Origin of the sequence: Enterococcus mundtii, from assembly GCF_002947535.1 — a bacterium.
Classification (GTDB): Bacteria; Bacillota; Bacilli; order Lactobacillales; family Enterococcaceae; genus Enterococcus_B; species Enterococcus_B mundtii_B.
The window spans coordinates 59,256-85,092 of the sequence record NZ_PUAP01000022.1 but is presented as its reverse complement, the minus strand read 5'-3'; the positions used below and the strand labels follow the sequence as shown (position 1 = coordinate 85,092).

The following is a 25,837-nucleotide window of genomic DNA, read 5'->3' as shown; positions in this document are numbered from 1 at the left end:
ATATACCCTAAAAAAACCTCAACATTCGTTTGGAATGTTCGAGGTTTTTTGTTATATAAACTACATCAACAGGTGATCAATTATAATTTTTTTATAAAATTACGTTATTTTCAAAATTTGTTCATAAAGTAACGCTAAAGTGAAAAGCACATAGATATAAATAACTATTAAAATATATAGGAGTGACAGCATGAAAAAATTTATCTCAATATTAGCTGTATCATCAGGACTGGTTTTGTTTTCTGCATGTTCAACAAATCCGTCAGATCAAGCTGCAGTGACGTATAAAGGCGGTACGATCTCAGAGCAGGAACTAGTTGACCACCTGAAAAAAATCAAGGGTGCGGAGACCGCTGTCCAAGATTTGATCATCTTCCAGATTTTTGAAGAAAATTACGGCGACAAAATTACGGCTGAAGATGTAGATAAAGAATACAACGCTAGCAAAGAAGCCCTCGGTGATTCTTTCGATTCGCAATTGAAATTAGCGGGCTATACGACTGAATCCTACAAAGAAGAAATCAAAAAAGGATTAGCTTATAAGGAAGGGTTACGAGCGAATGTCGAATTGACGGACGAGGATCTTAAAACAGCTTGGGAAAACTTCCATCCAGAAGTAGAGGCACAATTGATCAAAGTAAGTAGCGAAGATGAAGCCAAGGAAATCAAAAAGTCACTCAATGAAGGGGGCGACTTTGCTAAAATCGCCAAAGAAAAATCGACCGATGAAGCGACAAAAGAAAAGGGTGGAGAAATCACCTTTGACTCGCAATCTACAAGTGTGCCAGCAGAAGTCAAACAAGCAGCGTTCAAGCTTAAAAATGAGGAAGTATCTGATGTTATCACAGCGACTAATTCCTCTACGAATGCCACGGAATATTATCTTGTAAAAATGGTCAAACAACAAGAAAAAGGCAATGATATGTCGAAATACAAAGATGAATTAGAAAAAATAGCAACAGAGACAAAAATAGCAGATCCAACATTCCAACAAGAAGCTGTGCGTAATGAATTGAAAAAAGCAAATGTAAAAATCAAAGATGAAGATTTCAAAAACGTATTAAGTGGCTTGATGACGGAACCATCCACAAGCGAAAGTTCGACCGATGCTTCAACTGACGCTTCAACAAACACTTCGACAGATAGTTCAAACTAGTTGATCAATGGAGGAACTAAACACAGAAACAATTATATTTTAGCGACTCTAAGTGTAGTGAGCGTTCTAATCAAATTCAAATTCAATTAAAATTAGCAAAAACCCGAGAATAATTATTTTATTTTCGGGTTTTGCGTATTCATGAAAGGTTTTTTTATAGAAATAGAAAATGCTTATTCTTTGCTTGCTATAGCCAAAAACAAAGAAGCATCTTGTTTCATAAACAAGTTTTTTCCGTGATGGAATGTTTCAATTGAAAGTGGTTTAAATCCAGCAAGCTTCAATTGTTCTCTTAGCTCCTCGTGGTCAAAACCATTATGGACTTTTGGATGCTGGATGTTTTCGTTCTTATCGAAGTCAACGATATAAAGTTTTCCACTTGGATGAAGCATTTGCGAAAGTTGTTTTAAAATGACTTTCGTTTCTGGAATATGCAACAAGACTAAAGATAGTAGAATGATATCGGCTTTCTCTTCTGGCAACGCCATTGTGGCATCCACTTCTACCGTTCGTACATTTGTTTGTTTTGCTTCTTTGATTTTTTTATCAGCCATCGCCAGCATTCCTGCGGCTGAATCCATGATGATCACTTCTTTAAAACGTGAGGCAAGGGGTAACGTGACGAGACCAGTTCCTCCACCGTAATCGATCAATTTCTGGTCATAAGTCTGTTCGGACAATTCTTTTTCAACAGCTGAACGAATCGTGGTAGCTAATTGGATTCGCTCGGGGGTGTCATAATGGTTCGCGATTTGGTGGAATATTTCGGACATAAGCGCCCTCCTTTATTTTTCATTCGATTATACCAAAAGAAGCGTGGGTAGTTTATTGTTTTGCAACAAAAATAGCAACATTTTCACTAAGGAAATCTCGCTTCGAAAATTCTCACTGTAAAAATGATTGAAAATCAAGTATAATACCATAGGAACAAACTGGAAGGTGAATGAGGACATGGCACAACTATTTTTTAAGTACGGCGCAATGAACAGCGGCAAGACAATCGAGATTTTAAAAGTCGCACATAATTATGAAGAACAAAACAAACCGGTTGTTTTGATGACCAGCGGAATCGATACAAGAGATGGCGTTGGCGTAGTTTCAAGCAGAATCGGGCTGAAACGTGAAGCAATTCCCATTTTTGAAACGACCGATGTATTTGAAGTCATCCAGCAGATGGAACATCCACCATACTGTGTATTGATCGATGAAGCGCAGTTCTTAACAAAAGAACATGTCTTAGCATTCACGAGAATCGTTGATGAACTCAATATTCCGGTGATGGCATTCGGATTAAAAAATGATTTTAGAAATGAATTATTTGAAGGATCGAAATATTTATTGCTTTATGCAGACAAAATCGAAGAAATGAAAACGATCTGTTGGTTCTGCCATAAGAAAGCAATGATGAATTTACATTATATAGACGGAACACCGGTGTACGAAGGAGATCAAGTCCAAATTGGCGGCAATGAAGCCTATTATCCCGTATGTCGAAAACACTATTTTCATCCATTGATGATCACAGAAGGAGATTAAGCATGTACGATCAATTACAATCAATCGAAGACCGTTACGAAGAGCTTGGGGAACTACTGAGTGACCCAGAAGTGATTTCAGATACGAAACGTTTCATGCAGCTTTCAAAAGAAGAAGCAAGTACACGTGAAACGGTCGAAGTTTATCGTCGTTACAAGGAAGTCGTTCAAGGAATCAAAGATACAGAAGAATTACTCGGCGAAAAGTTAGACGACGAAATGGCAGAGATGGCAAAAGAAGAATTAGCTGATTTGAAAAAAGAAAAAGAAGAACTAGAAGAAAAAATCAAGATTTTATTGCTTCCTAAAGATCCAAACGATGACAAAAACATCATCATGGAAATTCGCGGAGCCGCTGGTGGCGACGAAGCTGCACTATTTGCAGGGGATCTTTTCTCAATGTATCAACGATATGCAGAGGGTCAAGGCTGGAAGACAGAAGTTTTGGAAGCAAGTGTGACAGGGATCGGTGGCTATAAAGAAGTCATCATGATGATCTCAGGTGAAAATGTCTACTCGAAATTAAAATATGAAAGTGGCGCACATCGAGTTCAACGTGTCCCTTCAACAGAATCTCAAGGGCGTATCCATACATCAACGGCAACCGTCGTTGTCATGCCTGAAGCAGAAGAAGTGGAAATCGATCTGGCTGACAAAGATATCCGTGTCGATATCTACCATGCATCTGGAGCCGGCGGACAGCATGTCAATAAGACAGCATCTGCGGTACGTTTGACTCACTTACCCACTGGAATCGTGGTAGCAATGCAAGATGAACGTTCACAATTGAAAAACCGTGAGAAAGCGATGAAAGTCTTACGTGCGCGTGTCTATGACAAGATCCAACAAGAAGCACAAAGCGAATATGATGCGAACCGTAAATCTGCGGTAGGGACTGGGGATCGTTCAGAGCGTATCCGCACATATAACTTCCCTCAAAATCGCGTGACCGACCACCGTATTGGCTTGACGATCCAAAAATTGGACCAGATTCTAGCTGGAAAACTAGATGAGATCGTCGACGCATTGATCGTGTACGACCAAACATCTAAGTTGGAAGAGATGCAAAATGGATAAAACCTATCGAGAAGTCCTCACACGGGCTTCTTCTTTTTTAGAAGAACAAGGAGTAGAAGGGTATAATATCCAGTTTGTCTTTCTTGAACGAAAGCAGTGGACGAAACTGGATTGGCTCATGCGAATGAATGAACCAATCACAACCGAGGATCAAGCCATGATCGATGCAGATATGCAACGACTAGTACAACATTATCCGCCCCATTATTTATTAGGTTATGCTGAATTTTTTGATCACCGCTTGAAAGTCACGGAAGCAACCTTGATTCCTCGGCCAGAAACCGAAGAATTAGTCGCGCTATGTTTGGCAGAAACAAGCGAAGAAACCTTAAATGTCGTGGATATTGGTACAGGAACAGGGGCAATCGCCATCAGCTTGAAAGCCGCTAGAAAAAATTGGCGGGTCTCAGCAATTGATTTATCTTTAGAAGCACTAGCTGTTGCTAAGGAAAATGCAGAACATGAACAAACGACGATCAACTTTTATCATGGCGATACGTTGGAACCTGTCATGGATCAAACCTTTGATGTCATTATTTCTAATCCCCCTTATATCAGTCGAACAGAATGGTCGGTGATGGATCAAAGCGTACAGACCTACGAACCGAAGATGGCATTGTTTGCTGAAGAAGATGGTTTAGCGATCTATCAGAAAATCGCAAAGGAAGCTTCACAACTATTAGCTAGCGATGGACAACTTTTTTTAGAGATCGGTTTCCAACAAGGAGCAACTGTCAAAGCAATCATGGAGCAAGCCTTTCCTACAAAAAAAGTATTGATCAAAAAAGATATGGCAGGCAATGATCGGATGATTTTTGTTACCAATTAGTTTGTGGATGAAAAAATTTTTTTCTGTTTTTTTATAATAAAAAAACATTGATTTGATAAGGATGAAAACGAATATTTGAGTTATCAACACACTTATCCACTATTGACAAACTAGTTATCAACAAATTGTGCATAACTACCGAAAGAAACGGAATAAACCAAGGATTTTGAAAAAAGAGGATGTGGATAGACTGTGGAAACAATTAAATATGATGAAACACAATTGAATGAAGCTGCGAAGGAATTAGCAGTAGGAAATCTAGTGGCTTTTCCAACGGAAACTGTCTATGGATTAGGGGCTAATGCCCTTTTGCCGGAGGCTGTCAAACAGGTCTTTACAGTGAAAGGTCGACCACAAGACAACCCATTGATCGTCCATGTCGCTTCCTTCGAACAAGTAAAAGAGTATGTGGACAACTTTCACCCATTAACAGAACAAATTGTGAAAAACTTCTGGCCAGGACCACTGACTTTGATTTTTCACATCAAAAAAGGTAGCTTACCGGGGATTGTCACCGGAGGTTTATCCACAGCTGCTTTTCGCATGCCAGATAACAAAAAAACGTTAGAATTGATCCAATTAGCAGGTGTACCACTTGTAGGTCCAAGTGCCAACACTTCAGGTAAACCGAGTCCGACAACAGCAGACCATGTCTTTCATGATCTAAATGGAAAAATCACAGGAATCATTGACGATGGGGCGACGAGGATCGGTGTAGAATCAACGGTACTTGATTTGAGTGACCCATCTGCACCACCGATGATCTTACGACCAGGCGCGATCACGAAAGAGCAACTAGAAGCCGTCATTGAAAGTCCAGTGGCGACAGACCGCCATTTGGTCAAAGAATCTGAAACACCGAAATCTCCGGGGATGAAATACAAACATTACTCACCTGATACTCGAGTATTGATGGTTGAAAAAACGGATTGGTTAGAGGCGATCATCTGGACAAAAGAGCAAAAACTACGTACCGGTATTTTAGCTGGACCAACAATTGCTGATCAGGTACGCAAGGATGTCGCAGCTGTGTATATGTATTACGATGATTCAGTAGAGGCAGCAACGAAAGGGTTGTTTGCGGGGTTACGTGGCTTAGATGATGAGCGATTAGCACTTGATCTAATTTTAGTACAAGTTGCACCTGAAGAAGGTCTGGGCATTGCGTATATGAATCGCTTGAAAAAAGCCGCAGGACAAAATTATTATAAAAAATGATCCAGAAGTGATTGCTGCAAAATCATTCTGTGATACAATCTAGGAAACAAACTAAAATAGCTATTTAAGAAATAATGTTCGTATTCTTAGCTAGTAATGTTTGGTCAACATCAAAAAAAGACAGATAAACGGAACAATCATTTGAAATTTAGAGAAGTTGACACATAAATAAATAAGGAGTTGTTGTTTGTGGTAGACTACAAAACGTTTGACCCTGATTTATGGGCAGCAATCGCAAAAGAAGAGGAAAGACAAGAAAACAATCTGGAGCTGATCGCTTCTGAAAACTTTGTCTCTGAAGCTGTGATGGCGGCACAAGGAAGTATTTTGACGAATAAGTACGCAGAAGGGTATCCAGGACGCCGTTATTATGGTGGGTGTGAATTTGTGGATATCGTTGAAAATCTGGCGATCGATCGTGCCAAAGAATTATTTGGTGCCGATTTTGTCAATGTTCAACCACACTCTGGATCACAAGCCAATACAGCTGCTTATCTCGCGTTAGTTGAACCGGGGGATACGATCTTAGGAATGGATCTTTCTGCTGGCGGACATTTGACACATGGCTCTCCAGTCAATTTTAGTGGAAAAACGTATCACTTCGTTGCTTATGGTGTAGATCCGACAACAGAAGTCATTGATTATAATGTCGTACGCATCTTAGCGAGAAAACATCAACCAAAATTGATCGTAGCAGGAGCAAGCGCCTATGGTCGAACGATCGATTTTGCAAAATTCAGAGAAATCGCGGACGAAGTTGGGGCAAAATTGATGGTCGATATGGCACACATTGCTGGATTAGTTGCAGCGGGTGTTCATCCAAGCCCAATCCCTTATGCCGATATCACAACAACTACTACTCACAAAACATTACGAGGACCTCGTGGCGGGATGATCTTAACGAACAATGAAGAGTTGGCGAAAAAAATCAATAGCGCAGTCTTTCCAGGCATCCAAGGTGGCCCTTTGGAGCATGTGATTGCCGGAAAAGCTGCTGCATTTAAAGAAGCATTGACTCCTGAATTTAAGGAATATAGCGAACAAGTCATTGCCAATGCAAAAGCCATGGCAAAAGTATTCAATCAATCGATTGGTACCCGAGTGATTTCAGGTGCCACAGATAACCATTTGATTTTGATCGATGTACGTGACTTAGAATTGAACGGAAAAGAAGCAGAAGCGATTTTGGACAGTGTTCATATCACCGTCAATAAAAACTCGATTCCTTTTGAAACACTAAGCCCATTCAAAACAAGTGGTATCCGTATTGGAACACCAGCAATCACAACTCGTGGCTTCCGCGAAGAAGATGCGGCAAAAGTAGCTGAATTGATCGTCAAAGCTTTACAGGCAAAAGATGATGAAGCACAGTTAGAAGAAGTGCGTGCAGGCGTCCGTGAATTAACAGAGCAATTTCCATTATATAAAAAATAAGCAGTTTATAACTAAGAGTCATCAATAAGAGGCAAGAGAATAGAAAAAGGTGAGACAATCAGGCATGTAGCTGTTTGGTTGTCTCACCTTTTTTCTGGTTGTTACGAAGTGTTAGATGGCTCTCTGGAAACTCAAAAAATATGAAAAGCTATTTTCTGATTTTCTTTCTTACTGCTCAGGTCAGAGCGCTTCTTTCACAACCTAGATAAACGGTATTCGCAAGCCAGATAAACGGTGTTCAAGAAGCAACACTTCGGTCATAAGCCAAAAAAATCAAAAATGAAATAGCCATTTTTTATTTTTTCTGTCTTATGCCTTAGTGCTGAGCGCTTCTTTCACATCCTGAATAAACGGTGTTCGAAAGTCAACTCTTTCAATAATAAGCCAAAACTTGAAAAATATGGGGGAGCTATTTTCTCAAGTTCTGTCTTAATACTTGGAGTTGAACGGCTTGCTCATGACCTAGACAAACGGTGTTCAAGAAGCTGACCTTCAACACTAAGCTGAAAAATCAAAAAATATGGAGAACTATTTTCTGATTTTCCATCTTACTGCTCAGGTCATACCGCTTCTTTCACAACCTCTTTCAATCTGATTTTTTGACTTTTGTCTGGTTGCTCTCTAGTATATGAGGTGTAATTTTATTTGTTGCATTCAATTTAGGGAGGAATACGTATGACTGATCGAATTTCATTAGAAAAAGAAGCAATTGAGTTTAGTGATGCTAATGCACCGCACCCGCGTATCTATGAATTACCTCCGGAAGAAGGGCGTGATCTTCTAGAAGAAGTTCAAAGTTCTTCTGTGGAAAAATTACCTGTGGATATCGAGGATTTGAAAATGGATACCAATGATTGGGGACAAATCAATGTGCGTTTTATCCGTCCTGAAGGAAATGTAGAAAAATTACCTGTCATATTTTATATACATGGTGCTGGTTGGGTATTTGGCAGTGCCAAGACACATGACAAATTGATTCGGGAATTGGCTGTTCGTACAAATTCGATCGTGATTTTTCCTGAGTATAGTCGTTCGCCAGAAGCAAAATATCCTACTGCCATCGAGCAAAACTACGCTATTTTGCAAAAACTTGCGGAGCTTTCTGAGTCGAAAGGCTTGGATCTTGAGAACTTGACAGTCGCTGGGGATTCCGTAGGTGGGAACATGGCAACGGTAATGACGATCCTTACAAAGCAACGTCAAGGATTACCAATCAAAAAACAATTACTATATTATCCTGTAACTGATGCAAATTTCGATACAGATTCTTATAACCAATTTGCAGAGAATTACTTCTTAACAAAAGAAGGGATGCAATGGTTCTGGGATCAGTATACGACAGATGAAAAGAAACGAGCAGAAATCACTGCCTCCCCTTTGCGTGCAAGTGAAGAAGAATTGACAGGTTTACCCCCTGCAATGATCTTAACTGGTGAAGCAGACGTGTTAAGAGATGAAGGAGAAGCATATGCTAGAAAACTTCGTGAAGCTGGTGTGGAAGTTACGCAAGTACGTTTCCAAGGGATCATCCATGATTTTGTCATGGTAAATGTGATGGACCAAACCAATGCGACACGAGCAGCAATGGCTCTTTCCACAGAATGGCTAAAAAACTAGTTGTTTTTTGTCATCTTTATCCATCAATAAAGTAGAAAAATAACAAAAAACGTCTGATTTTCAGGCGTTTTTGTTATTTTTTGCTGATTTTAAAAAGAACACCGCTTTGTTTTTTTATTTCTTTGATTTTCTTTAGGAAAATGACGGGTTAGACTAGTCAAGTCAGTGATTTTGTTTTACAATTAAAAAGAAACGAGAGAAAAAGGAGACAAAAAAATGGGCAAATTTCAAGTAATCGACCATCCATTGATCCAACACAAATTAACGATTATTCGCGACAAAAATTGTGGTACAAAAGTTTTCCGTGAGGTTGTTGATGAAATCGCTATGCTGATGGCATATGAAGTATCACGTGATATGCCACTTGAAGACATTGTCATCGAAACACCGATCACAGAAACAACACAAAAAACATTGTCTGGTAAAAAAGTAGCCATTATCCCAATCTTGCGCGCAGGTATTGGAATGGTTGACGGAATCTTAGAATTGATCCCAGCAGCTAAAGTCGGCCACATCGGATTATACAGAGATGAAGAAACATTGGCACCGCACGAGTATTTCGTTAAATTACCGGAAGATATCGACGCACGTCAATTATTCGTAGTTGATCCAATGTTAGCGACAGGTGGCTCAGCGATCATGGCGATCGATGCTCTGAAAGCACGTGGCGCTTCAAACATTAAATTTGTTTGCCTTGTTGCAGCTCCGGAAGGTGTTAAAGCCTTACAAGAAGCACATCCAGATATTGATATCTATACTGCTTCATTAGATGAAAAATTAAACGACAAAGGCTATATCGTTCCTGGTCTAGGTGATGCCGGCGACCGTTTATTTGGTACTAAATAGGAAAAATGAGCTATACAAAAAAATCTGGGGTCTCCCCAGATTTTTTTTATTTCATTTAGTCAAAATAAAAACCATCCACTTGATGGATGGTTGAAAAAACTAAATCTTACTCATATCTTTGTAATTGATAATGACGACGCCTTTACTTTGGGTCATCAAATCGGCATTCTCATTAGTTTCATCAATTGCAACAACAGCAGAGTTTTTCAATTGCTTGGAAATCGTTCCGGTTTGCGTTTTTCCGTGAAGCATAAAGGTAACATGTGTATCAGTAGTAAATTTTTCTCCAAATTCTGACGGTTCGACCTTTGTCTCAAATTTTCCAAAAGTTGCCATTTTCATAAAACCTGCCTTTCATCTATAATTATAGCACATTTTTTGAAAAAAATCATGAAAGAAGAAAAATCTTCCACATTACCCCTTTACATTTCTTAACATAACGACTATAATTTTTCTTGGAAACGCCAGCTTAGCTCAGTTGGTAGAGCAACGCACTCGTAACGCGTAGGTCGTAGGTTCGATCCCTATAGCTGGCATACTAGATAAACACCGTCATATCAAGGTTTATACCGAGATATTGACGGTGTTTTTTTGCTTTTGTTGGAGTTTGTGGGCAGAGATGTGGGCAGAAACATGAAATAAGTCAATCTTTAATTTACTGTTTTAATCTCAAAGAAAACCATCAATTTGATTTTAAAGAGTAAATTCGTCAAGCGTAGGTCAGAGCTTCGATCCTTACAACTGGCTTGAATATATTAGATTAAGATTCAAAAAGTCTTATAGGTCTAACCGAGGTTAACTTTTTATAAATTTTTGATCAAATAAAGTTTTCTGTTAAAAATGATAGAAGTGATCCACCATTAGAAACATTAGTTTTTTGCTACTATTTCTAGCTTAATACGGTCTGGATCTTCAAAAAAGAAGGCGTAGTGATTGGCTCCGCCGGCATGAGGATATAACTCAGGATACAATTCGGTAACACCTGATTTCAACAATTCACTCCGTAATGAATCTACTTCAGACTCGCTTGAAATAGAGAAGGCAAGATGATTCAATCCAGTTGCCATTCTAGTAAATTGATGATGTTGATATTTTTCACGAGTTTGAACAAATACAATATAGCAATCCCCATAGATATAACTGAAGCCATTTTCCCATTCTTGAAATACTTGATAGCCTAGTTTTGTTAAAAGTAAGTCGTAAAAATCTTTGGATTTCTTTAAGTTGCTAACATTAATTTCTATATGGTGTAAGATACAATCTCCCCCTTTATAGTTTTTATTGTATCAAATAATAAGAGTCCAAGTTCCCGAAAGATGTGCCAAAATATTTTCTGACGTACATAGATATTCATTCTGCTAGGCTTGTTCCTATTTTTTATATAGATTTACTTGCGCAGTAAAACATAAAGAAGAGTCTATTTACTGAAATTGTCATACTAAATAATTCTGGCGATAACAAGGTTTATAATGAGATATTGGCTTTTTTTGTGCAATTTGAATAGAATTATTAATGAACGGCTATTTATTGACAGTCATTTTTTTAGTGCTAAAATTTAGATAATCATTAAGAAGAGCTGCTGTGCGGCTAACCAAAAGAGTCTGTCATTTATCTGATAGACTCTTTTGTGATATATGAGGAAGATAAATCATTGGAGTCACTGAGGATGGTTGAAGAGTAACTAGTATTTTTATTGATTTATTTCAAAATTTTTTTGGCACGTCAGAAAACGCTATCAAAAACACCGCCACACTGTTACACTTTAACTAAATGATTGATTGAAAGGAAGTGGACAGCAATGGATTTAGTGATTGCGAAGGATTATGAAACGCTTAGTAAAGTAACGACAGGGATCGTCTTGGAAAAAATGTTGAAGAAAAAACGAGTGAATTTGTCTTTGACGACAGGAAATTCGCCTAAGATGGCCTACGAGATTTTGGTGGAGACGCTTAGTAAACTACAGACGGATACATCGATGATCCATTATTATAATTTTGATGAAGTGGCATTAAAGGACAAACAGTATGGTCTGACTATGTCAGGACTGAAAGAAGCCCTTTATGATCCTATAGGGGTCGCTGCTGAGAATATCCATGAACTGACTATTGATAATTATCAAGATGTGGATAAACGAATTGCGCAAGCGGGTGGCTTGGATCTAGTCTTGATGGGGCTTGGGGAAGATGGTCATTTTTGTGGAAACATGCCTGGATATACGGATTTTAGTAAGGAGACTTATAGTATTCCAGTCATTCCAGGAGATCAGATGTATGAATCGTTAAAAGAACATCTGGGAGAAGAACCTGGGGATTACTTTGTGACATTTGGACCAAAGACGGTCATGGCAGCGAAACAGTTAGTATTGATCGTTAACGGGGAGCATAAAGCAGAGATCATCAAACAAGTGATCGAAGGACCAGTAACAGAGGAGATTCCTGCATCGATCTTGATGACTCATCCCGATATCACAGTGATTTTAGATGAAGCAGCTGCAAAATTATTAAAATAAATAGTCATATCAATGGATTGTTTCAAAGAACAACACAGAATCCACGAAAATCATATTACCGATTTTTGTGGATTTTTTTGTATGTCTGAATTTATCTGTAGACTCGTTTTCCATCGCGTTCTCCGGTAGAATAGATAAGAAAACAAACCATATCGTTCATTGGCGAAAAATTGCCAGAATAGGAGAAAGAGATGAATCAATTCTATAAGAGAATCCAATATAAATTTTCTGAATTAAATCAAGTGGAAAAAAATATCTTAGATTATTGTTTGCATCAATCAAGAAAAGTTTCCTCCATGACAGCCGAAGAATTAGCGAGTGAAACATTTACCAGCCAATCGACCATCACTCGAATGGCGAAAAAACTCGGCTTCAAAGGATTTCAAGAATTTAAGTTTGCCCTTAAAAGTTATCGGTCGTTAGAAGAAACGAGTGATTCCACTGATGTATCGGATGAATTCAAACCATTGATCAATGAAATCCTTCGTCAGTTTACGGAGACGTTAGAAAAAATCGAGCCGAAACAAATCGATCGCGCAGTCAATATGATTAAAGAAGCACAACGTATTGAACTGTTTGCTGTAGGGCAAAGTATACCGGTCGCGGTTTCTCTCAATCGTAAATTACATTTTCTTGGAAAAAATGTGGGTCATTCGACCGATTGGGATGAGTTGCGGGCAGTGAGTAAACAGCTAAAAAAAGATGACCTCGCTATTTTTATCAGTCACAGTGGGGAAACATTAGGAATGCTCGATTATGCCAAACGATTAAAGGAGCGAAATGTTCCTCTGCTGTCTTTTATTGGTCAACCGACAAGTTCATTAGAAGAATTGTCGACGGTCGCATTTATTGCAGAAATGTTGACGATTTATCATCAGAATATTGATTTGAGTCCAAGAGTTTCAATGGATATCTTGTTAGATATTTTGATGATCCATTATGCGAAACAAGTCACTTCTCAGAATGGAGATTCTAATTTATGAATGCCCATTCTACATGGATAGGAAGTATTGCAACTACCTTTGTTATCGCTTACATTTTAAGGGTAAGAAATAGAGTAAGGGGGAAAAGGAATGCAAAAAGGGAAGAAAGCAAGTTGGATGGAGATCTTCCAAGGGTTAGGCAAAACGTTCATGTTACCAGTCGCACTGTTAGCTTTCATGGGATTGTTTTTAGGAATCGGGAGTGCCTTCTCCGCTGAATCAGCAATTACGGCTTTTCCATTTTTAGGTGCTGCTTGGTTACAGGTGATGTTTCGTTTTATGTCGACGATCGGAGGGTTTGCTTTTAGCTATTTACCTGTGATGTTTGCCATGGCGATACCTTTAGGCTTAGCTCGTAAAGAAAAAGGCGTGGCTGCTTTTTCAGGGTTTGTTGGGTATGTAGTGATGCAATTATCGATCAATTTTTATTTGCAAGAAACGAATCAATTGGCAGCAAGTGAACAATTACGTGAAGCTGGTCAAGAAATGGTTTTTGGTATCCAAACATTATCCATGGGTGTTCTGGGAGGGATCATTGTCGGGCTGATCGTTTATCAGCTCCATACGCGATTCTATCAATTCCAATTACCAGATAGTTTTGCCTTTTTTTCAGGGACACGTTTTGTACCCATCATTACTTCAGTAACTTTAGCAATTGTTGGCGTGTTGATTCCGATGGTTTGGCCGCTTTTTGCCATGTTGATCACTGGGATCGGAAATTTGATCCAACGCTCTGGTGCATTTGGCCCATTCTTATTCGGTTCTGGAGAACGGCTCTTATTGCCATTTGGCTTGCATCATATTTTAGTATCGATGATCCGGTTTACAGAAGCTGGAGGAAGTCAGGTCATCAATGGGCAAGAAGTCTTTGGCGCACTAAATATTTTTTATAATGAATTGCAACAAGGATTGGCGATTTCACCTAGCGCCACTGCTTTTCTTTCACAAGGAAAAATGCCGACATTTATGTTTGGTCTTCCCGCAGCGGCTTTAGCGATGTATCAAACCGCAAAACCAGAGAATCGTGCAAAAATAAAAGGATTATTGATTTCAGGTGTGATTGCGACTTTTGTAACAGGAATCACTGAACCGATCGAATTTCTCTTCTTATTTGTCAGTCCTCTTTTATGGGGGTTCCACGTGTTGATGACTGGTGCCGGATTTATGGTCATGAGTTTGTTGGGCGTAACGATCGGGAATACCGATGGCGGAATCCTAGATTTTATTATTTTCGGGGTCATGCAGGGGACTTATACTAAATGGTGGTTGGTTTTACTTGTGGGGGCTTGTTGGTTTGGTATCTATTACTTTACATTTAAAACAGTGATTTTACGCAAAAACTTAAAGACCCCAGGACGTGAAGAAAAGACTGCTGAGACAGAATATACAGACGAAGAAGTAACATATAAAGGAAAAGGCACAGTTGATGCACGAGGAATCTTGGCTGCTTTAGGCGGTGCTGATAATATCACTTCTTTAGATAATTGTATCACGCGTCTAAGGTTAGTAGTGAATGACGGATCGATCGTTGATGATGACCGACTGAAAAAATTAGGTGCATTAGGCGTGGTCCATTTGGATGATACGAATGTACAAGTCATTATAGGAACAAAAGTGACGACTGTTAGAAATCAACTGGATGACATCTTGTCGTTCTGAAATCGGGAGAGTGTAGAAGATGTCTTTCAATGAACAAATCGATCGTAAAGGGACATATTGTACGCAATGGGATTATATTGAAGACCGCTTTGGTAAAAATGATCTCTTGCCATTTACGATTTCTGATACAGATTTTAAAGTACCAACAGGCGTCGAAGCTGCGCTCCAAGAAAGGTTAAGACATCCAATTTTTGGCTATACTCGTTGGAATCACACAGATTTCAAATCAGCAGTCACCCACTGGTACAAAGAACGTTTTGGACACCAAATCGACGAAGACTGGTTAGTTTACAGCCCTTCCGTCATCTATAGCATCAAGCAACTGATTTGTTTATTAAGCGAACCCGGAGAAGGTGTGATTATCCAGACGCCTGCTTATGATGCCTTTTATAAACTGATTGCTGGAAATGGACGTAAATTGGTAATGAATGAATTGATTTATCAAGAAGGTGCCTATCAATTGGATTTTGAGGATTTGAAGCGACAGTTCGAGCAACCTGAGAATAAAATTTTGTTATTGTGTAGTCCTCATAATCCAACAGGTAGAGTGTGGACGAAAAAGGAATTAGTGAACATCATCGAGCTTGCCCAAAAAAACGAAGTGTTCATCATTTCGGATGAGATCCATATGGATATTCTCAGAAAGGGACAACAGCATCGACCACTGACAGAATTGATCCAAAAAAATGTCGCAGTCGTCACATCAGGAAGTAAAACATTTAATTTTCCTGGGTTGATTTTTTCTTACGGATTGATTCCAGATTCGACCTTGCGCCAGCGGTTTCTACAACAGATGAAAGAAGCTGATGGACTCGGTTCTACGAGTATTTTTGGATTAGTTGCTACGATTTCGGCGTATGAAAAAGAAAGCAACTGGGTCACTGAACTCAACCAGTACATTGATGATAATATTGTTTTTGTCACTGCGTACCTCAAACAACATCATCCAGAAATCATCGTAACAAAAAGCGAAGCCACCTACTTGATGTGGCTCGATTGCGCCCAACTCCCATTCACTATGGAAGAACTTCAGCAACGAATGATCGAACGAGGCAAGGTTGCAATCATGTCAGGTGAAGTGTATGGGAAAACTAGTTGCAATTTTTTGCGATTGAACGTGGGATGCCCACGTAAGAAATTGGAAGAAGGATTGCGGCGATTGACGGAGAGTTTGGGGTAGATAGGATATTAACAAATAAATGGAACTTAGTATAATAAACTAGATAAAAAGTTAAAGGTAAACGAGTATCTGGCTTATGTTAAGAAGTTAACGGGAATAGCTTATATCTATAGATTCAAGAAGTTGAAAAAATACGGAGAAAGTGCGTTTCCTAAAAAAAGGAGCGCACTTTTTGGCATCCATGATGAAATAAAGAAACTAGAACAAGGAAGTCGTTGCTTAACAGAGGAACTAGATTTATAAAAAATTCAGGACTTCTTGAACCCAAACAAGAAGTCCTGTTTCTATTCTTAAAAGAACATAAATGAAGGGCTTGCCAAGCATTGGTCGTTTCAAGCAATAGAATTGGCTAGGAGAGATCATCTACATTCTTCTGAAAGAAGTCCATTCTTTTAATTAACCGTTTATTCGGTTTAGGTGGTGCAAGCGGACTAATGTCCCAGACACGTTTCATCGTTAATATACATTTAATAAGTAGATGTTTTTTTTATTTTATCTCGGCTTATTAGGTCAGTTCTGATCACTTTGCTGAGTCCTTTTTTTGTTGGATAAAGAAAAAATAGGTCATTCAGATACGTAAAAATTAAACAATAAATCTTGAGGATAGTTCCCCCAGCGATCGCCGAAGATAGTCAAACCACCAGCGTTTTCAGCAGTAGCAGGCGCTGCGATTTTAAAGGTGAAGAAGTCACTATGATCTAAGTCGATTTCATTAAGGTTGTGATCTGTTAATTTCTCTCCGTCGAGGGAAGTGTCATAGCGATTGATGCGTAAATGCTTAAGTAATCCATATTGACTAAATTCATCGATCCACCATTTCGGAGTCAAGGAACCTCTAACATCTGAAAAGTTCCCTGGAATGGTGTATTTACCAATGCAGTGGTTGTTTAAGTAAAATGAAAGATCACTTGGCCAATAGTTATTAGAAATTGGGAACTCAGAAGCGATTTCCATGCTGATTTCCAGTAACTCGATTTTTTCACCAGTTTTCAAAGGATTTGGAATTTTGTATTCTAGAAAACCGTTATTTAGCCAAATGATACTCGCATCAACACGATCTTGGTCAAGAAAAGACTTAGGGTCGTCTAATGCGCCAATCAATCGATCTTTCGTCGCCATACCGCAGGAAGGCTTAGCTTCAAAATCGGTAAAGTGGCCTATTTTCACTGATTGGGAGGTTAAATTCATTTGTGGAAACACTTTTGCCGGGAAATTGATATTGATGAAATCAGTTTTTAGAGATAAGTATTTTTTCTTCCAGTCTTGCCCCGATCCTTTTTCTGTTTTGATCAACTGTGCTTGTTCAAGTTTTCGGATGTGCTTTGTCATCAAAGCATTGCTGATCGCTAATTTTTGCCCAATTTCACTGATGCTTTTCTTACTATCTCCTAATTCTCTTAAAATCGCTAAGCGAGTTTCATTTGCGAGTGCTTCGTAGATCGGTAAAGATGCTTTCGTTAAATCCAATTCCATAGCTATCACCTCGTTATACTAATTAGTTTAATGAAAAGATGGATTAATTATATCACATGCTTTTGGATTTACAAAATTGTAAAATGATGGAATTTACCGTAATAAGCTTGTTAAAATAATATTGACAGCGCTTTATTTTTATAGTAACTTTACGGTGTAAACATTGATAGACGATGGTCTAACAATTATGTTTATTGATAATTAGGTATCATTTTACTTTTTAGTTAAATAAAGGAGTGTGGAAATTGAAAGTAAGAAAATTAATTGTTTTAGTTGGAACAAGCTTATTATGTACTGTGTTGTTAGCTGCTTGTGGTGGAAGTAGTAGTTCAAGTAATGATTCGGAAATTTTGCTTTGGTCTTCGACGACGGGACCGGACGGTGAAAAAATCCAAAAAACGGTTGATCAATACAATAAAACAAATCCAGACTTTAAAGTAAAGTTAGTTAGTATGCAAGGTGACACCTTTACTTCGAAGTTGACGACTGCTGGAAAATCTGGCAAAGGCGTCCCAGATTTAGCTTTGATCGCATCGGAAGCTTTACCCACGTATAAGAACCAAGAGATGCTTGAGACTTGGGATGACATGATCGAAGGAACTGAATTGACACGTGGAAATTATGTAGAAGCTGCTTGGGACACTGGTGTGGTGGAGGATAGTCAATACGGGATTCCAGCAACGATGGGTTCGTGGGTGATGTATTACAACCAAGATTTGGTGGATAAATATGTTCCAGAAGCATTAGATGATGGCGTAGTGACATATGAAGAAATCAAACAGGCTGGGGAAAAAGCAAAAGCAGATGGTATTTATAGTTTTGGCTATACATGGGGTATGCAGAATTATTCTAATCTTTACCAGCAAATGGGTGGAGAATGGCAGGATGCACAAGGAAACATCACTATCGATAATGATATTTCTTACAATGCCGTCCAAGAGTTTAAAACGCTATATGATGCGGGCTATATGGTCCCGGATGGCGAAGATGCAAACAAACTTTTTGCAAACCAACAGCTGATTTTTCTTCCAGAAGGAACATGGATGTTAAGCAATATGGAAGGAATAAGTGACTTCACTTGGGGTCAGACATTTACGCCGCAATGGGATGCTGGACATATTGTTCAAGGTTCAGGCGTCGATCAGTTTGCGATGCTTAAAACGAGCGAAGAACGTTCGGATGAAAAGAAAAGTGGTATGATCGACTTTCTCACTTGGTTACAAGCAAACCAACTAGAGTGGGTCAAATCAGGTGCAAATCCAACTTCCTTAGCAATGCTAGACAATGAAGAATATGTGGAGATGCCACAATCATTCTTGTTGAAAACAGAAAAAGGACAAGCGGCAATTTCTGTCAATACGCTTGATGGCTTGTCTTATATCTTTAGTGAATATGATAATCGTTCATGGGATATGATCACAGGAAAAGCAGATATCCAAACAACTTTTGGTGAGATCCAAAAAGTCGTAGAAGAAAAGATGAAATAATATTCTCACTTGGAGACTGTGGCAGAAGGAAGGATGACCGTAAAAAGAATTCAGTCGGTTTTTTTATGGGCTAGGAATTCTGATGGGTAGGCTAAATTGCTGTCACAGTCGTTTCTTGTTGAAGGGTTGACTAGAAATACAGAGAAGGATGTGTATTGATGAAAAAAAGATTAAATGCCTGGCCAGTCGTTTTTATTGGTCCGCATATGCTCCTTTTTCTTTTATTCTTTTTAGTTCCTGCAGTTATTGGGATTTATGTTTCTTTTACTGAATGGGATTTGTTCAGTACGCCGATTTTTATCGGATTTGATAATTTTAAAACGATTTTATTTGATCAAGACTCGTTATATCATACGCAATTTTTTAATGGAATGAAAAATACCCTGTTTTTTGCGGCAATCTCAGTCCCACTATGTATCGCGATCCCTTTATTGTTAGCAGTTGCGTTGTCTACTAAACCAAAATTGATGCGTTTTTTTCAATCGATTCTTTATTTGCCCACATTATTTGCAATCTCTGCGGTCATGATCATTTGGGGATTTCTTTTGAGTAAATCATTTGGACCAATCAAAGAAGTATTTGGCATCGATATCAATTTTGTGGGCAATCAACCATGGGCTTGGATCGCTATTTTGATCGTGACGATTTGGTGGACATTAGGTGGGAATCTGATTATTTATGTGGCTGCATTAAATGGCGTCTCAAAAGAACAGTTAGAAGCAGCGGAATTAGATGGTGCGAATAGTGTTACTAAATTTTTCCGTATTTCTTTGCCTAGTATTCGCAACCAACTCATCTTTACAACGGTCATGACGACCATCGCTCAGTTTAATATCTATGGTCAGCCACTAATGTTGACGGGAGGCGGACCCAATAATTCCACTCGCGTGTTGATGATGTATATCCAAGAAAATGCCTTTGGTAGTAGCACCTCGGTTGCGGGCGTTTCTTCAGCGATGGCCATTCTACTAGGTTTTGTGATCATGGCAGTTTCGATTGTGCAATTTCTGGTCATCAAAAAAATGGAAAGATAGGAGGGAAGAGGATGCGAGAAAACAAACTAGGGAAAAGGATCGCCTTTATTTTGCTAGCGATCGTGTGCGTCATTTGGATCTTTCCTTTGATATGGGCAATTTTCACCTCATTTAAATCAGAGGCAGAGATTCAAAAGGTTGGGTTCAGTTTGATTCCACAAGATTGGACGCTTGCTAACTTTTTGAGCTTGTTACACGGCAATGATTCTTCCCCTGTGTTCCGCTGGTTTGTGAATTCCATGATTATTTCAACTTCACATACCCTATTAGTGATGGTGATCGTCTCGTTTGCGGCCTATGGCTATACACGACTCACTTTTAAGGGAAGAGATTTTATTTTTGCTTTATTGTTAGGAACCATGATGTTTCCCGGGGTGGTCAATTTGATCCCGAACTTCAAAATCGTTGATACTCTAGGATGGACAAATACATTTCTAGCAGTCATCGTACCTGGAGCAGCGGGTGTTTATAACATTTTCCTCGTTCGACAGTTCATTTTAGGAATTCCCAAAGAATTGGATGAATCGGCTGTGATCGATGGGGCAAACGAGTTTCAAATTTTTTATTATATCATTTTACCGCTGATCAAACCTGTATTGACTGTGGTTGCGTTGTTTAGTTTTACTGGCTCATGGAATGACTTCTTGTGGCCATCAATCGTGATCAACGATATTGATAAATTACCGATCACACCAGGGTTGCAATTGCTGCAAGGACAATATATGACCTATCCGGGAATTGGAACTGCTGGCGCAATCTTGGCTTTGATTCCTACCTTTTTATTGTATTTGGTAGCACAAAAGAGCTTTATGGCGTCGATGTCGTTGCAAAGCGGTATAAAATAATTTGTTTTTTTGGAGGAAATATGATTAGAGAAGAATACCCGAGACCGCAATTTGAGAGAGAGAATTGGTTAAGCCTAAATGGTGAATGGCAATTTGCCTTTGATGACCAAAATCTTGGCTTGAAAGAAAAGTGGTACACAAATGAAGCAAATTATGCTTACAAGATCAATGTTCCTTTTGTCTATCAAAGTGCATTAAGTGGCATTGATCAGCGAGAAGTTCATGATATTGTCTGGTATTATCGGACCTTCAATGTACAGGTTCCTGAAGAAAGCCGTGTCCTTTTGCATTTTGGTGCAGTGGACTATGAGGCAGATGTATTTGTCAATGGACATCATGTGAAAAATCATTGCGGAGGGCACACCTCTTTTGATATCGACATTACGGATGCTCTTGTGGCGGGAGAAGAACAGATACTAAGTGTACGAGCATTCGATCCACATTTTGATGAAAGCATCCCACGAGGGAAACAATTTTGGGAAGAAGAATCAGCAGGGATCTGGTACACAAACTCAACGGGAATCTGGCAGCCGGTCTGGATAGAAGTAGTTGCTGCGACCCACTTGCAACATGTGAAATTTACTAGTGATTTTGATGCTGGTGCCGTGATGATCGATGTTGAATTGAACCAGTTAAAGCCACAATTAGTGTTAGAGTATCAAATCTATTTTAAAGGTGATTTAGTCATCAGTGGGGCTGCAGAGTTTGTGACTTCTAAGTTAAGTTTTGCAGTCGATATTTTTCAACAACAAATTTTTCGGACCAATTTTCATCATGAGGGCTGGTCTTGGACGCCCGAAAATCCGCAATTATTCGATGTGGAATTGACTCTTACAGAAGCAGGAAATGCGATCGATCAATTAAAAAGTTATTTTGGTATGCGTAAAATACAGACAGAAAATGGCATGATCTACTTAAATAACAAACCTTATTATCAGAAGTTGGTTCTCGATCAAGGCTATTGGCCTAATGGCTTGTTGACTGCCCCTACGGATGAGGCATTTAAACAAGATATCTTATTAGCAAAAGAAATGGGTTTTAACGGTTGTCGTAAACACCAAAAAACAGAAGATCCGCGCTTTTTATACTGGGCAGATAAATTGGGATTTCTGGTTTGGGGCGAGTGTGCAGCACCGGCGATCTATACCGACCTTTCTGTGACGCGCTTGATGCAGGAGTGGGCAGAAATCATTAGTCGTGACTATAGCCATCCTTCGATCGTCACTTGGGTACCGATCAACGAGAGCTGGGGCGTACCAAAAATCTCTTTTGATCGCCAACAACAGCATTTTTCTCAAGCAATGTATCACTTTATCCATTCACTAGACCAGCAACGATTGGTTATTTCAAATGATGGTTGGGCGATGACAGAGACAGATATTTGTGCGATCCATAATTATGCTCATGGCCAAGAATCCGAACGGCAAAAATATCTGTACTTTAAAGACAGTCTCAGCACGAGAGAAAAATTGGTGAATCGAGTATCAACACCATGGCCGATTTTCGCTGGAGGATTTTCTTATCAGGATCAGCCTATTTTATTAACTGAGTTTGGCGGTATTGGCTTTGATGTTTCTGGGCAACCAGGTTGGGGTTATACCTCAGTGGAGAATAAACAAGATTTCTTGAAGGATTATCAGCGGATAATGACGGCTGTTTATGATTCTGTTGGGCTTTGGGGTTATTGCTATACCCAATTGACAGATGTCGAGCAAGAAATCAATGGGTTACTGACTTATGACCGACAACCGAAAGTTGATTTAGCAGCTATTAAAGAAATCAATGATCAGTTCCATCCAACGCAGGTGGAATAATCCGATTGTTGTGGAAAGGGGCGATGCCCAATGGGGAAATCAGTGGCTTGGCTCAGTAGTGTAAGTGTCCTGTTTGCTGCGTTTGTGATAACAGGTTGTGGAGCTGGAACTGATACGGGGGAAGAAGTGTCCGATTTTACTTCTATTATCGATAATGATGGAGCGGATCCTTGGATCTTGCAAACGGAGTCTTACTTTTATTATACCAAAACGACTGGGAATAATTTAACGCTATGGCGTGCTGAAAACCTCTCTCTCGTGGCAACCGGTGAAAAAAAGATCATCTGGGAAATGCCAGAAGAATTTGAAAGCATCTGGGCACCTGAGTTCCATTACTTAGATGACCGTTGGGTGATGTATTTTGCAGCGAATCGCCCTTCAGAAACTCACCGAATGTTTGCGTTAGTTAATCATCAAACAGACCCATACATGGGGGAGTGGCAACTGGAAGAGATCAAAGGGATGGATGATAAATTTGCGATTGATGGCACCGTCTTAGAGATAAGTGATAAACGCTATTTTCTTTGGTCTGGTTGGGAAGGATATGAAAATATTGCTCAAAATCTTTATTTAGCGGAGATGGTTTCTCCTACGGAAGTAGTTGGTGAAAAACGGCTTATCTCAAAACCAGAATATGAATGGGAAATGCGTCAAACACCATTGATCAATGAAGCTCCTCAAGTAATCATCAAAGATAAAACAGTCAATTTGGTATACTCTGCGAGTGGGAGCTGGGACAACGATTACGCGCTAGGTCTTATGACCCTAGATGTAGCTGATGATCCGCTAGAAAAAGCCAATTGGCAAAAGAAACCAGAGTCAATTTTCCAACAGACAAACACTGTCTATGGACCCGGGCATAATGGATTTGCTAAATCAAAAGATGGCTCTGAAGACTGGTTGATTTATCACGCTGCTCGATGGGATCATTCCGGTTGGAAACGTTCGATCCGCTTGCAAAAGTTTGGTTGGGATCAAGAAGATAAGATCCTGCTGGAACCTCCCTTGGATGAATGGCGCGTTCAATCGTTGCCAAAAGCTGAGCCGAACCGGATGAGATTAACCGCCAGTCGTGCGTTGCTTGAAGGTGATTTAGCGATTGTCGAGGATGATGCGGCACTCTCTAAGAAAGTCGTACAAGGATTTGAGTCAATTACTGACAAAATCATTTTTACCCCGCAGATCGAGAAAGCAACTGAATCTCTAGTGATTGTCTATGTCAAAACGAACGATCCTCTTATCATGAATGAACCGATCCGAATCAAGATCGAAACTAAACAAGCAAGTCAGTTGGTGGATGTGTATCCTTCCGAATATTATCAACCGCTACAAGTCCGCATGAAATTATCAAAGGGAGAGCAGGAAATCATGATTTCGTCCGAAATTGGGGTTGATACCCTGAGTATTGATCGTTTAGAAATCGTAAAATAAAGAATATTGAGGAATTCTTCCAACTAACAACGATTGGTGACACTCATTTGGTTCATACTAATTTGTCTTTATATGATCTAGCATGAGTCTTAGACTGTAGACAAACTCTTAAAGCTAGAGTTTTGTTTATAGTCTTTTTTACGTTAGTTGTATAAATAAGTTGGGTTCTTTGTCAAACGATGTAAAGAGAAATCTTAGAATGATTGGTTGATCTGAAACAAAAGCAAAAATTAACTTTTGTCTTTCACCTTAAAACCGAATAAATGATAGAAACAGAAGTGAGCTCTTTTTCATTTCATTAAAAATCCTTTCCTGTGCCGTATCATGATTCGCAAGTTAAAGTGATAAAAACTTCGAAAACCATTGGCATTTTTTTGATTTAGGAAATATGAGCGAAGAAATTTCTATATCAGTATCAAAAGCCATTATTTTTTATACTGATACTAGGCAGTGTGTTTACATAAAAGTAAAATAAATGAGCAAAAATGAACGGAAAACAGATAAATTTTAAATAACTAACATCACATATTTATATTTATATAAATATGCCCAATAACAAGTTAGATTACATTTGGATACTCTATTCTATTGATGAAGCTATCATTTGAAATAAAAAATATAAACATGCTAGGCAATGCATCATAAGTCTAGATTAAGGAGAAAATCAAAATGAAAAAAATTCTATTATTCGTTGGGGTGTTTGGAATAGTAACATTAGGTGATGCCGTTTCTGCGCAAGAAATCAATCCATTGAGCGAGCGAGAAAGGGAAATTGCTAATAAGGTAGTTAATTCAGTCGATTTTTACGATAAGGTAAGTATATCCTTTCGAGAAAAACATGGGAATTTATCTGACAGGGAGTATCAAGTACAAGCAAAACTAGACTTTTCTAAAGGAATTCTGGATGAAGAATTTGTTGAGGTATTTGAAAATGAAACAACGGGTGAGCAAAAAGCAATCATCTATGATAAGTCTAAGAATAGAAATTTAGTTGATGTGAATTTTAAAGAAAACGATTACTTTGTAAGTCAATATAATGTTGATATTGATCGAGCCAATAAGGGTAAATCAATTGAAAGCCGATTAACAAAAAATGGTTTAGGAGAAACGGTTTTGAATCAACGAGATTCTGTTTTACCGCTATCTATGTCAGCAGATGCTGTCTTTTCACAACTTTATGGTGCCCAACTTTTTTCTCTCTATAATCATTGGGAAATCATTCGGACAGAAAAGCTACTGGGAAGGGACGTTGTTTTGCTTGAAGGAGAGTATCCAGAGGAATTTGGGACAAAAGTAAACGCTCAAACTTTTAAAGCATGGATCGATGAAGCAACAGGAATTATTCTTAAGTTTGAAGGTTTCGCTGATTCCATCATGACCAATTATTTGATCGTGGATACGATCGACTTTGATTCAGAAGTAACAATCAGAAACATAGAGGAAATAAAAAAAGATAATTTAGATGAATATAAATTTCCAATAGAAAAACAGTATTCCGGAGATGGAACTTTAATTAGTGTAAAAAAACCTAATTTAGCGGAGCAACCACTGATTGATTTATTTGTTCTTGATAATGACCACTTAACCGGTCAAGGAACAGTCACTAATGAAGGCTTCAATTGGATTTCAAATGCATCTATATTTTACGGGAAGAAAGATATGTGAGTAGCGATAGTCAAGCTTGGTACTTTTATGAAATGGTGACCATAC

22 protein-coding genes and 1 tRNA gene are annotated in these 25,837 nt (G+C 38.8%); 19 read left to right on the top strand and 4 right to left on the bottom strand.

The genetic code is table 11. The annotated features are described in order from the left end of the window. Window positions 1-190: 190 nt before the first annotated feature. A complete protein-coding gene (locus CUS89_RS07695; protein WP_104871680.1) occupies window positions 191-1,156 on the top strand; it encodes a peptidylprolyl isomerase in 966 nt (321 codons plus the stop codon). A gap of 173 nt (window positions 1,157-1,329) precedes the next feature. On the opposite strand, the gene CUS89_RS07690 is transcribed toward CUS89_RS07695, so the two are convergent. After that, window positions 1,330-1,929, bottom strand: a complete 600-nt coding sequence (locus tag CUS89_RS07690; RefSeq protein ID WP_104871679.1) for a class I SAM-dependent methyltransferase — start codon at window positions 1,927-1,929, stop codon at window positions 1,330-1,332. Between the two features lie 178 nt (window positions 1,930-2,107). On the opposite strand from CUS89_RS07690, the gene CUS89_RS07685 reads away from it, so the two are divergent. From CUS89_RS07685 to upp, 7 genes are all read left to right on the top strand, one after another. Further along, window positions 2,108-2,692, top strand: a complete 585-nt coding sequence (locus tag CUS89_RS07685; RefSeq protein WP_104871678.1) for a thymidine kinase — start codon at window positions 2,108-2,110, stop codon at window positions 2,690-2,692. Between the two features lie 2 nt (window positions 2,693-2,694). Then, the gene (prfA, locus tag CUS89_RS07680; RefSeq protein ID WP_071866888.1) at window positions 2,695-3,768 is read left to right on the top strand and encodes a peptide chain release factor 1; all 1,074 of its coding nucleotides are present in this window, start codon (window positions 2,695-2,697) and stop codon (window positions 3,766-3,768) included. Beyond that, on the top strand, window positions 3,761-4,597 hold the full coding sequence (prmC, locus tag CUS89_RS07675) for a peptide chain release factor N(5)-glutamine methyltransferase (RefSeq protein WP_104871677.1): 837 nt from the start codon (window positions 3,761-3,763) through the stop codon (window positions 4,595-4,597). The genes prfA and prmC overlap by 8 nt, the downstream gene beginning before the upstream one ends. Before the next feature lie 192 nt (window positions 4,598-4,789). Next, complete coding sequence (locus tag CUS89_RS07670; protein WP_104871676.1) at window positions 4,790-5,815, top strand: L-threonylcarbamoyladenylate synthase; 1,026 nt, start codon at window positions 4,790-4,792, stop codon at window positions 5,813-5,815. Window positions 5,816-6,004: 189 nt separating this feature from the next. Beyond that, entirely contained in the window at window positions 6,005-7,249 is a 1,245-nt protein-coding gene (glyA, locus tag CUS89_RS07665) for a serine hydroxymethyltransferase (protein WP_104775824.1), read from the top strand. Between the two features lie 675 nt (window positions 7,250-7,924). After that, window positions 7,925-8,866: an alpha/beta hydrolase gene (locus CUS89_RS07660; RefSeq protein ID WP_104871675.1), complete on the top strand. Its 942-nt coding sequence runs from the start codon at window positions 7,925-7,927 to the stop codon at window positions 8,864-8,866. 216 nt (window positions 8,867-9,082) lie between these two features. Next, window positions 9,083-9,712: a uracil phosphoribosyltransferase gene (upp, locus tag CUS89_RS07655; protein WP_010736621.1), complete on the top strand. Its 630-nt coding sequence runs from the start codon at window positions 9,083-9,085 to the stop codon at window positions 9,710-9,712. 99 nt (window positions 9,713-9,811) lie between these two features. Here upp and CUS89_RS07650 read toward each other — a convergent pair whose 3' ends face one another. Next, window positions 9,812-10,054, bottom strand: a complete 243-nt coding sequence (locus CUS89_RS07650) for a hypothetical protein (RefSeq protein ID WP_104871674.1) — start codon at window positions 10,052-10,054, stop codon at window positions 9,812-9,814. 121 nt (window positions 10,055-10,175) lie between these two features. Between CUS89_RS07650 and CUS89_RS07645 the strand changes: the two genes are divergently transcribed. Then, window positions 10,176-10,248, top strand: a tRNA-Thr gene (locus CUS89_RS07645). 333 nt (window positions 10,249-10,581) lie between these two features. Here the strand turns inward: CUS89_RS07645 and CUS89_RS07640 are convergent. After that, window positions 10,582-10,956: a VOC family protein gene (locus CUS89_RS07640; RefSeq protein ID WP_308726889.1), complete on the bottom strand. Its 375-nt coding sequence runs from the start codon at window positions 10,954-10,956 to the stop codon at window positions 10,582-10,584. 554 nt (window positions 10,957-11,510) lie between these two features. On the opposite strand from CUS89_RS07640, the gene CUS89_RS07635 reads away from it, so the two are divergent. The 4 genes from CUS89_RS07635 (at window position 11,511) to CUS89_RS07620 (ending at window position 16,043) form a co-directional block, all read left to right on the top strand. Then, window positions 11,511-12,221, top strand: coding sequence for a glucosamine-6-phosphate deaminase (locus CUS89_RS07635; protein ID WP_104871672.1), 711 nt, complete (start codon window positions 11,511-11,513; stop codon window positions 12,219-12,221). Between the two features lie 191 nt (window positions 12,222-12,412). Further along, complete coding sequence (locus CUS89_RS07630; RefSeq protein WP_104871671.1) at window positions 12,413-13,204, top strand: MurR/RpiR family transcriptional regulator; 792 nt, start codon at window positions 12,413-12,415, stop codon at window positions 13,202-13,204. 90 nt (window positions 13,205-13,294) lie between these two features. Then, window positions 13,295-14,863: a maltose/glucose-specific PTS transporter subunit IIBC gene (malX, locus tag CUS89_RS07625; protein WP_104871670.1), complete on the top strand. Its 1,569-nt coding sequence runs from the start codon at window positions 13,295-13,297 to the stop codon at window positions 14,861-14,863. Between the two features lie 19 nt (window positions 14,864-14,882). Then, on the top strand, window positions 14,883-16,043 hold the full coding sequence (locus CUS89_RS07620; protein ID WP_104871669.1) for a MalY/PatB family protein: 1,161 nt from the start codon (window positions 14,883-14,885) through the stop codon (window positions 16,041-16,043). 564 nt (window positions 16,044-16,607) lie between these two features. Here CUS89_RS07620 and CUS89_RS07615 read toward each other — a convergent pair. Then, window positions 16,608-17,516 (bottom strand): ArsR/SmtB family transcription factor, encoded by a 909-nt coding sequence (locus tag CUS89_RS07615; RefSeq protein WP_010734611.1) that lies wholly within the window; start codon window positions 17,514-17,516, stop codon window positions 16,608-16,610. A gap of 245 nt (window positions 17,517-17,761) precedes the next feature. Here CUS89_RS07615 and CUS89_RS07610 point away from each other — a divergent pair, with 245 nt between their 5' ends. From CUS89_RS07610 to CUS89_RS07585, 6 genes are all read left to right on the top strand, one after another. Next, window positions 17,762-19,003 carry an ABC transporter substrate-binding protein gene (locus tag CUS89_RS07610; protein ID WP_104871668.1) on the top strand — a complete coding sequence of 414 codons (1,242 nt, stop codon included), beginning with the start codon at window positions 17,762-17,764 and terminating at the stop codon, window positions 19,001-19,003. A gap of 158 nt (window positions 19,004-19,161) precedes the next feature. Next, window positions 19,162-20,037 carry a carbohydrate ABC transporter permease gene (locus CUS89_RS07605; protein ID WP_104871667.1) on the top strand — a complete coding sequence of 292 codons (876 nt, stop codon included), beginning with the start codon at window positions 19,162-19,164 and terminating at the stop codon, window positions 20,035-20,037. Window positions 20,038-20,048: 11 nt separating this feature from the next. Continuing rightward, window positions 20,049-20,882, top strand: coding sequence for a carbohydrate ABC transporter permease (locus CUS89_RS07600; RefSeq protein ID WP_104871666.1), 834 nt, complete (start codon window positions 20,049-20,051; stop codon window positions 20,880-20,882). Between the two features lie 20 nt (window positions 20,883-20,902). After that, window positions 20,903-22,696: a glycoside hydrolase family 2 protein gene (locus CUS89_RS07595; protein ID WP_104871665.1), complete on the top strand. Its 1,794-nt coding sequence runs from the start codon at window positions 20,903-20,905 to the stop codon at window positions 22,694-22,696. Window positions 22,697-22,726: 30 nt separating this feature from the next. Next, window positions 22,727-24,127: a glycoside hydrolase family 43 protein gene (locus CUS89_RS07590; protein ID WP_104871664.1), complete on the top strand. Its 1,401-nt coding sequence runs from the start codon at window positions 22,727-22,729 to the stop codon at window positions 24,125-24,127. Between the two features lie 669 nt (window positions 24,128-24,796). Further along, complete coding sequence (locus CUS89_RS07585) at window positions 24,797-25,792, top strand: hypothetical protein (RefSeq protein WP_104871663.1); 996 nt, start codon at window positions 24,797-24,799, stop codon at window positions 25,790-25,792. Window positions 25,793-25,837: the final 45 nt, after the last annotated feature.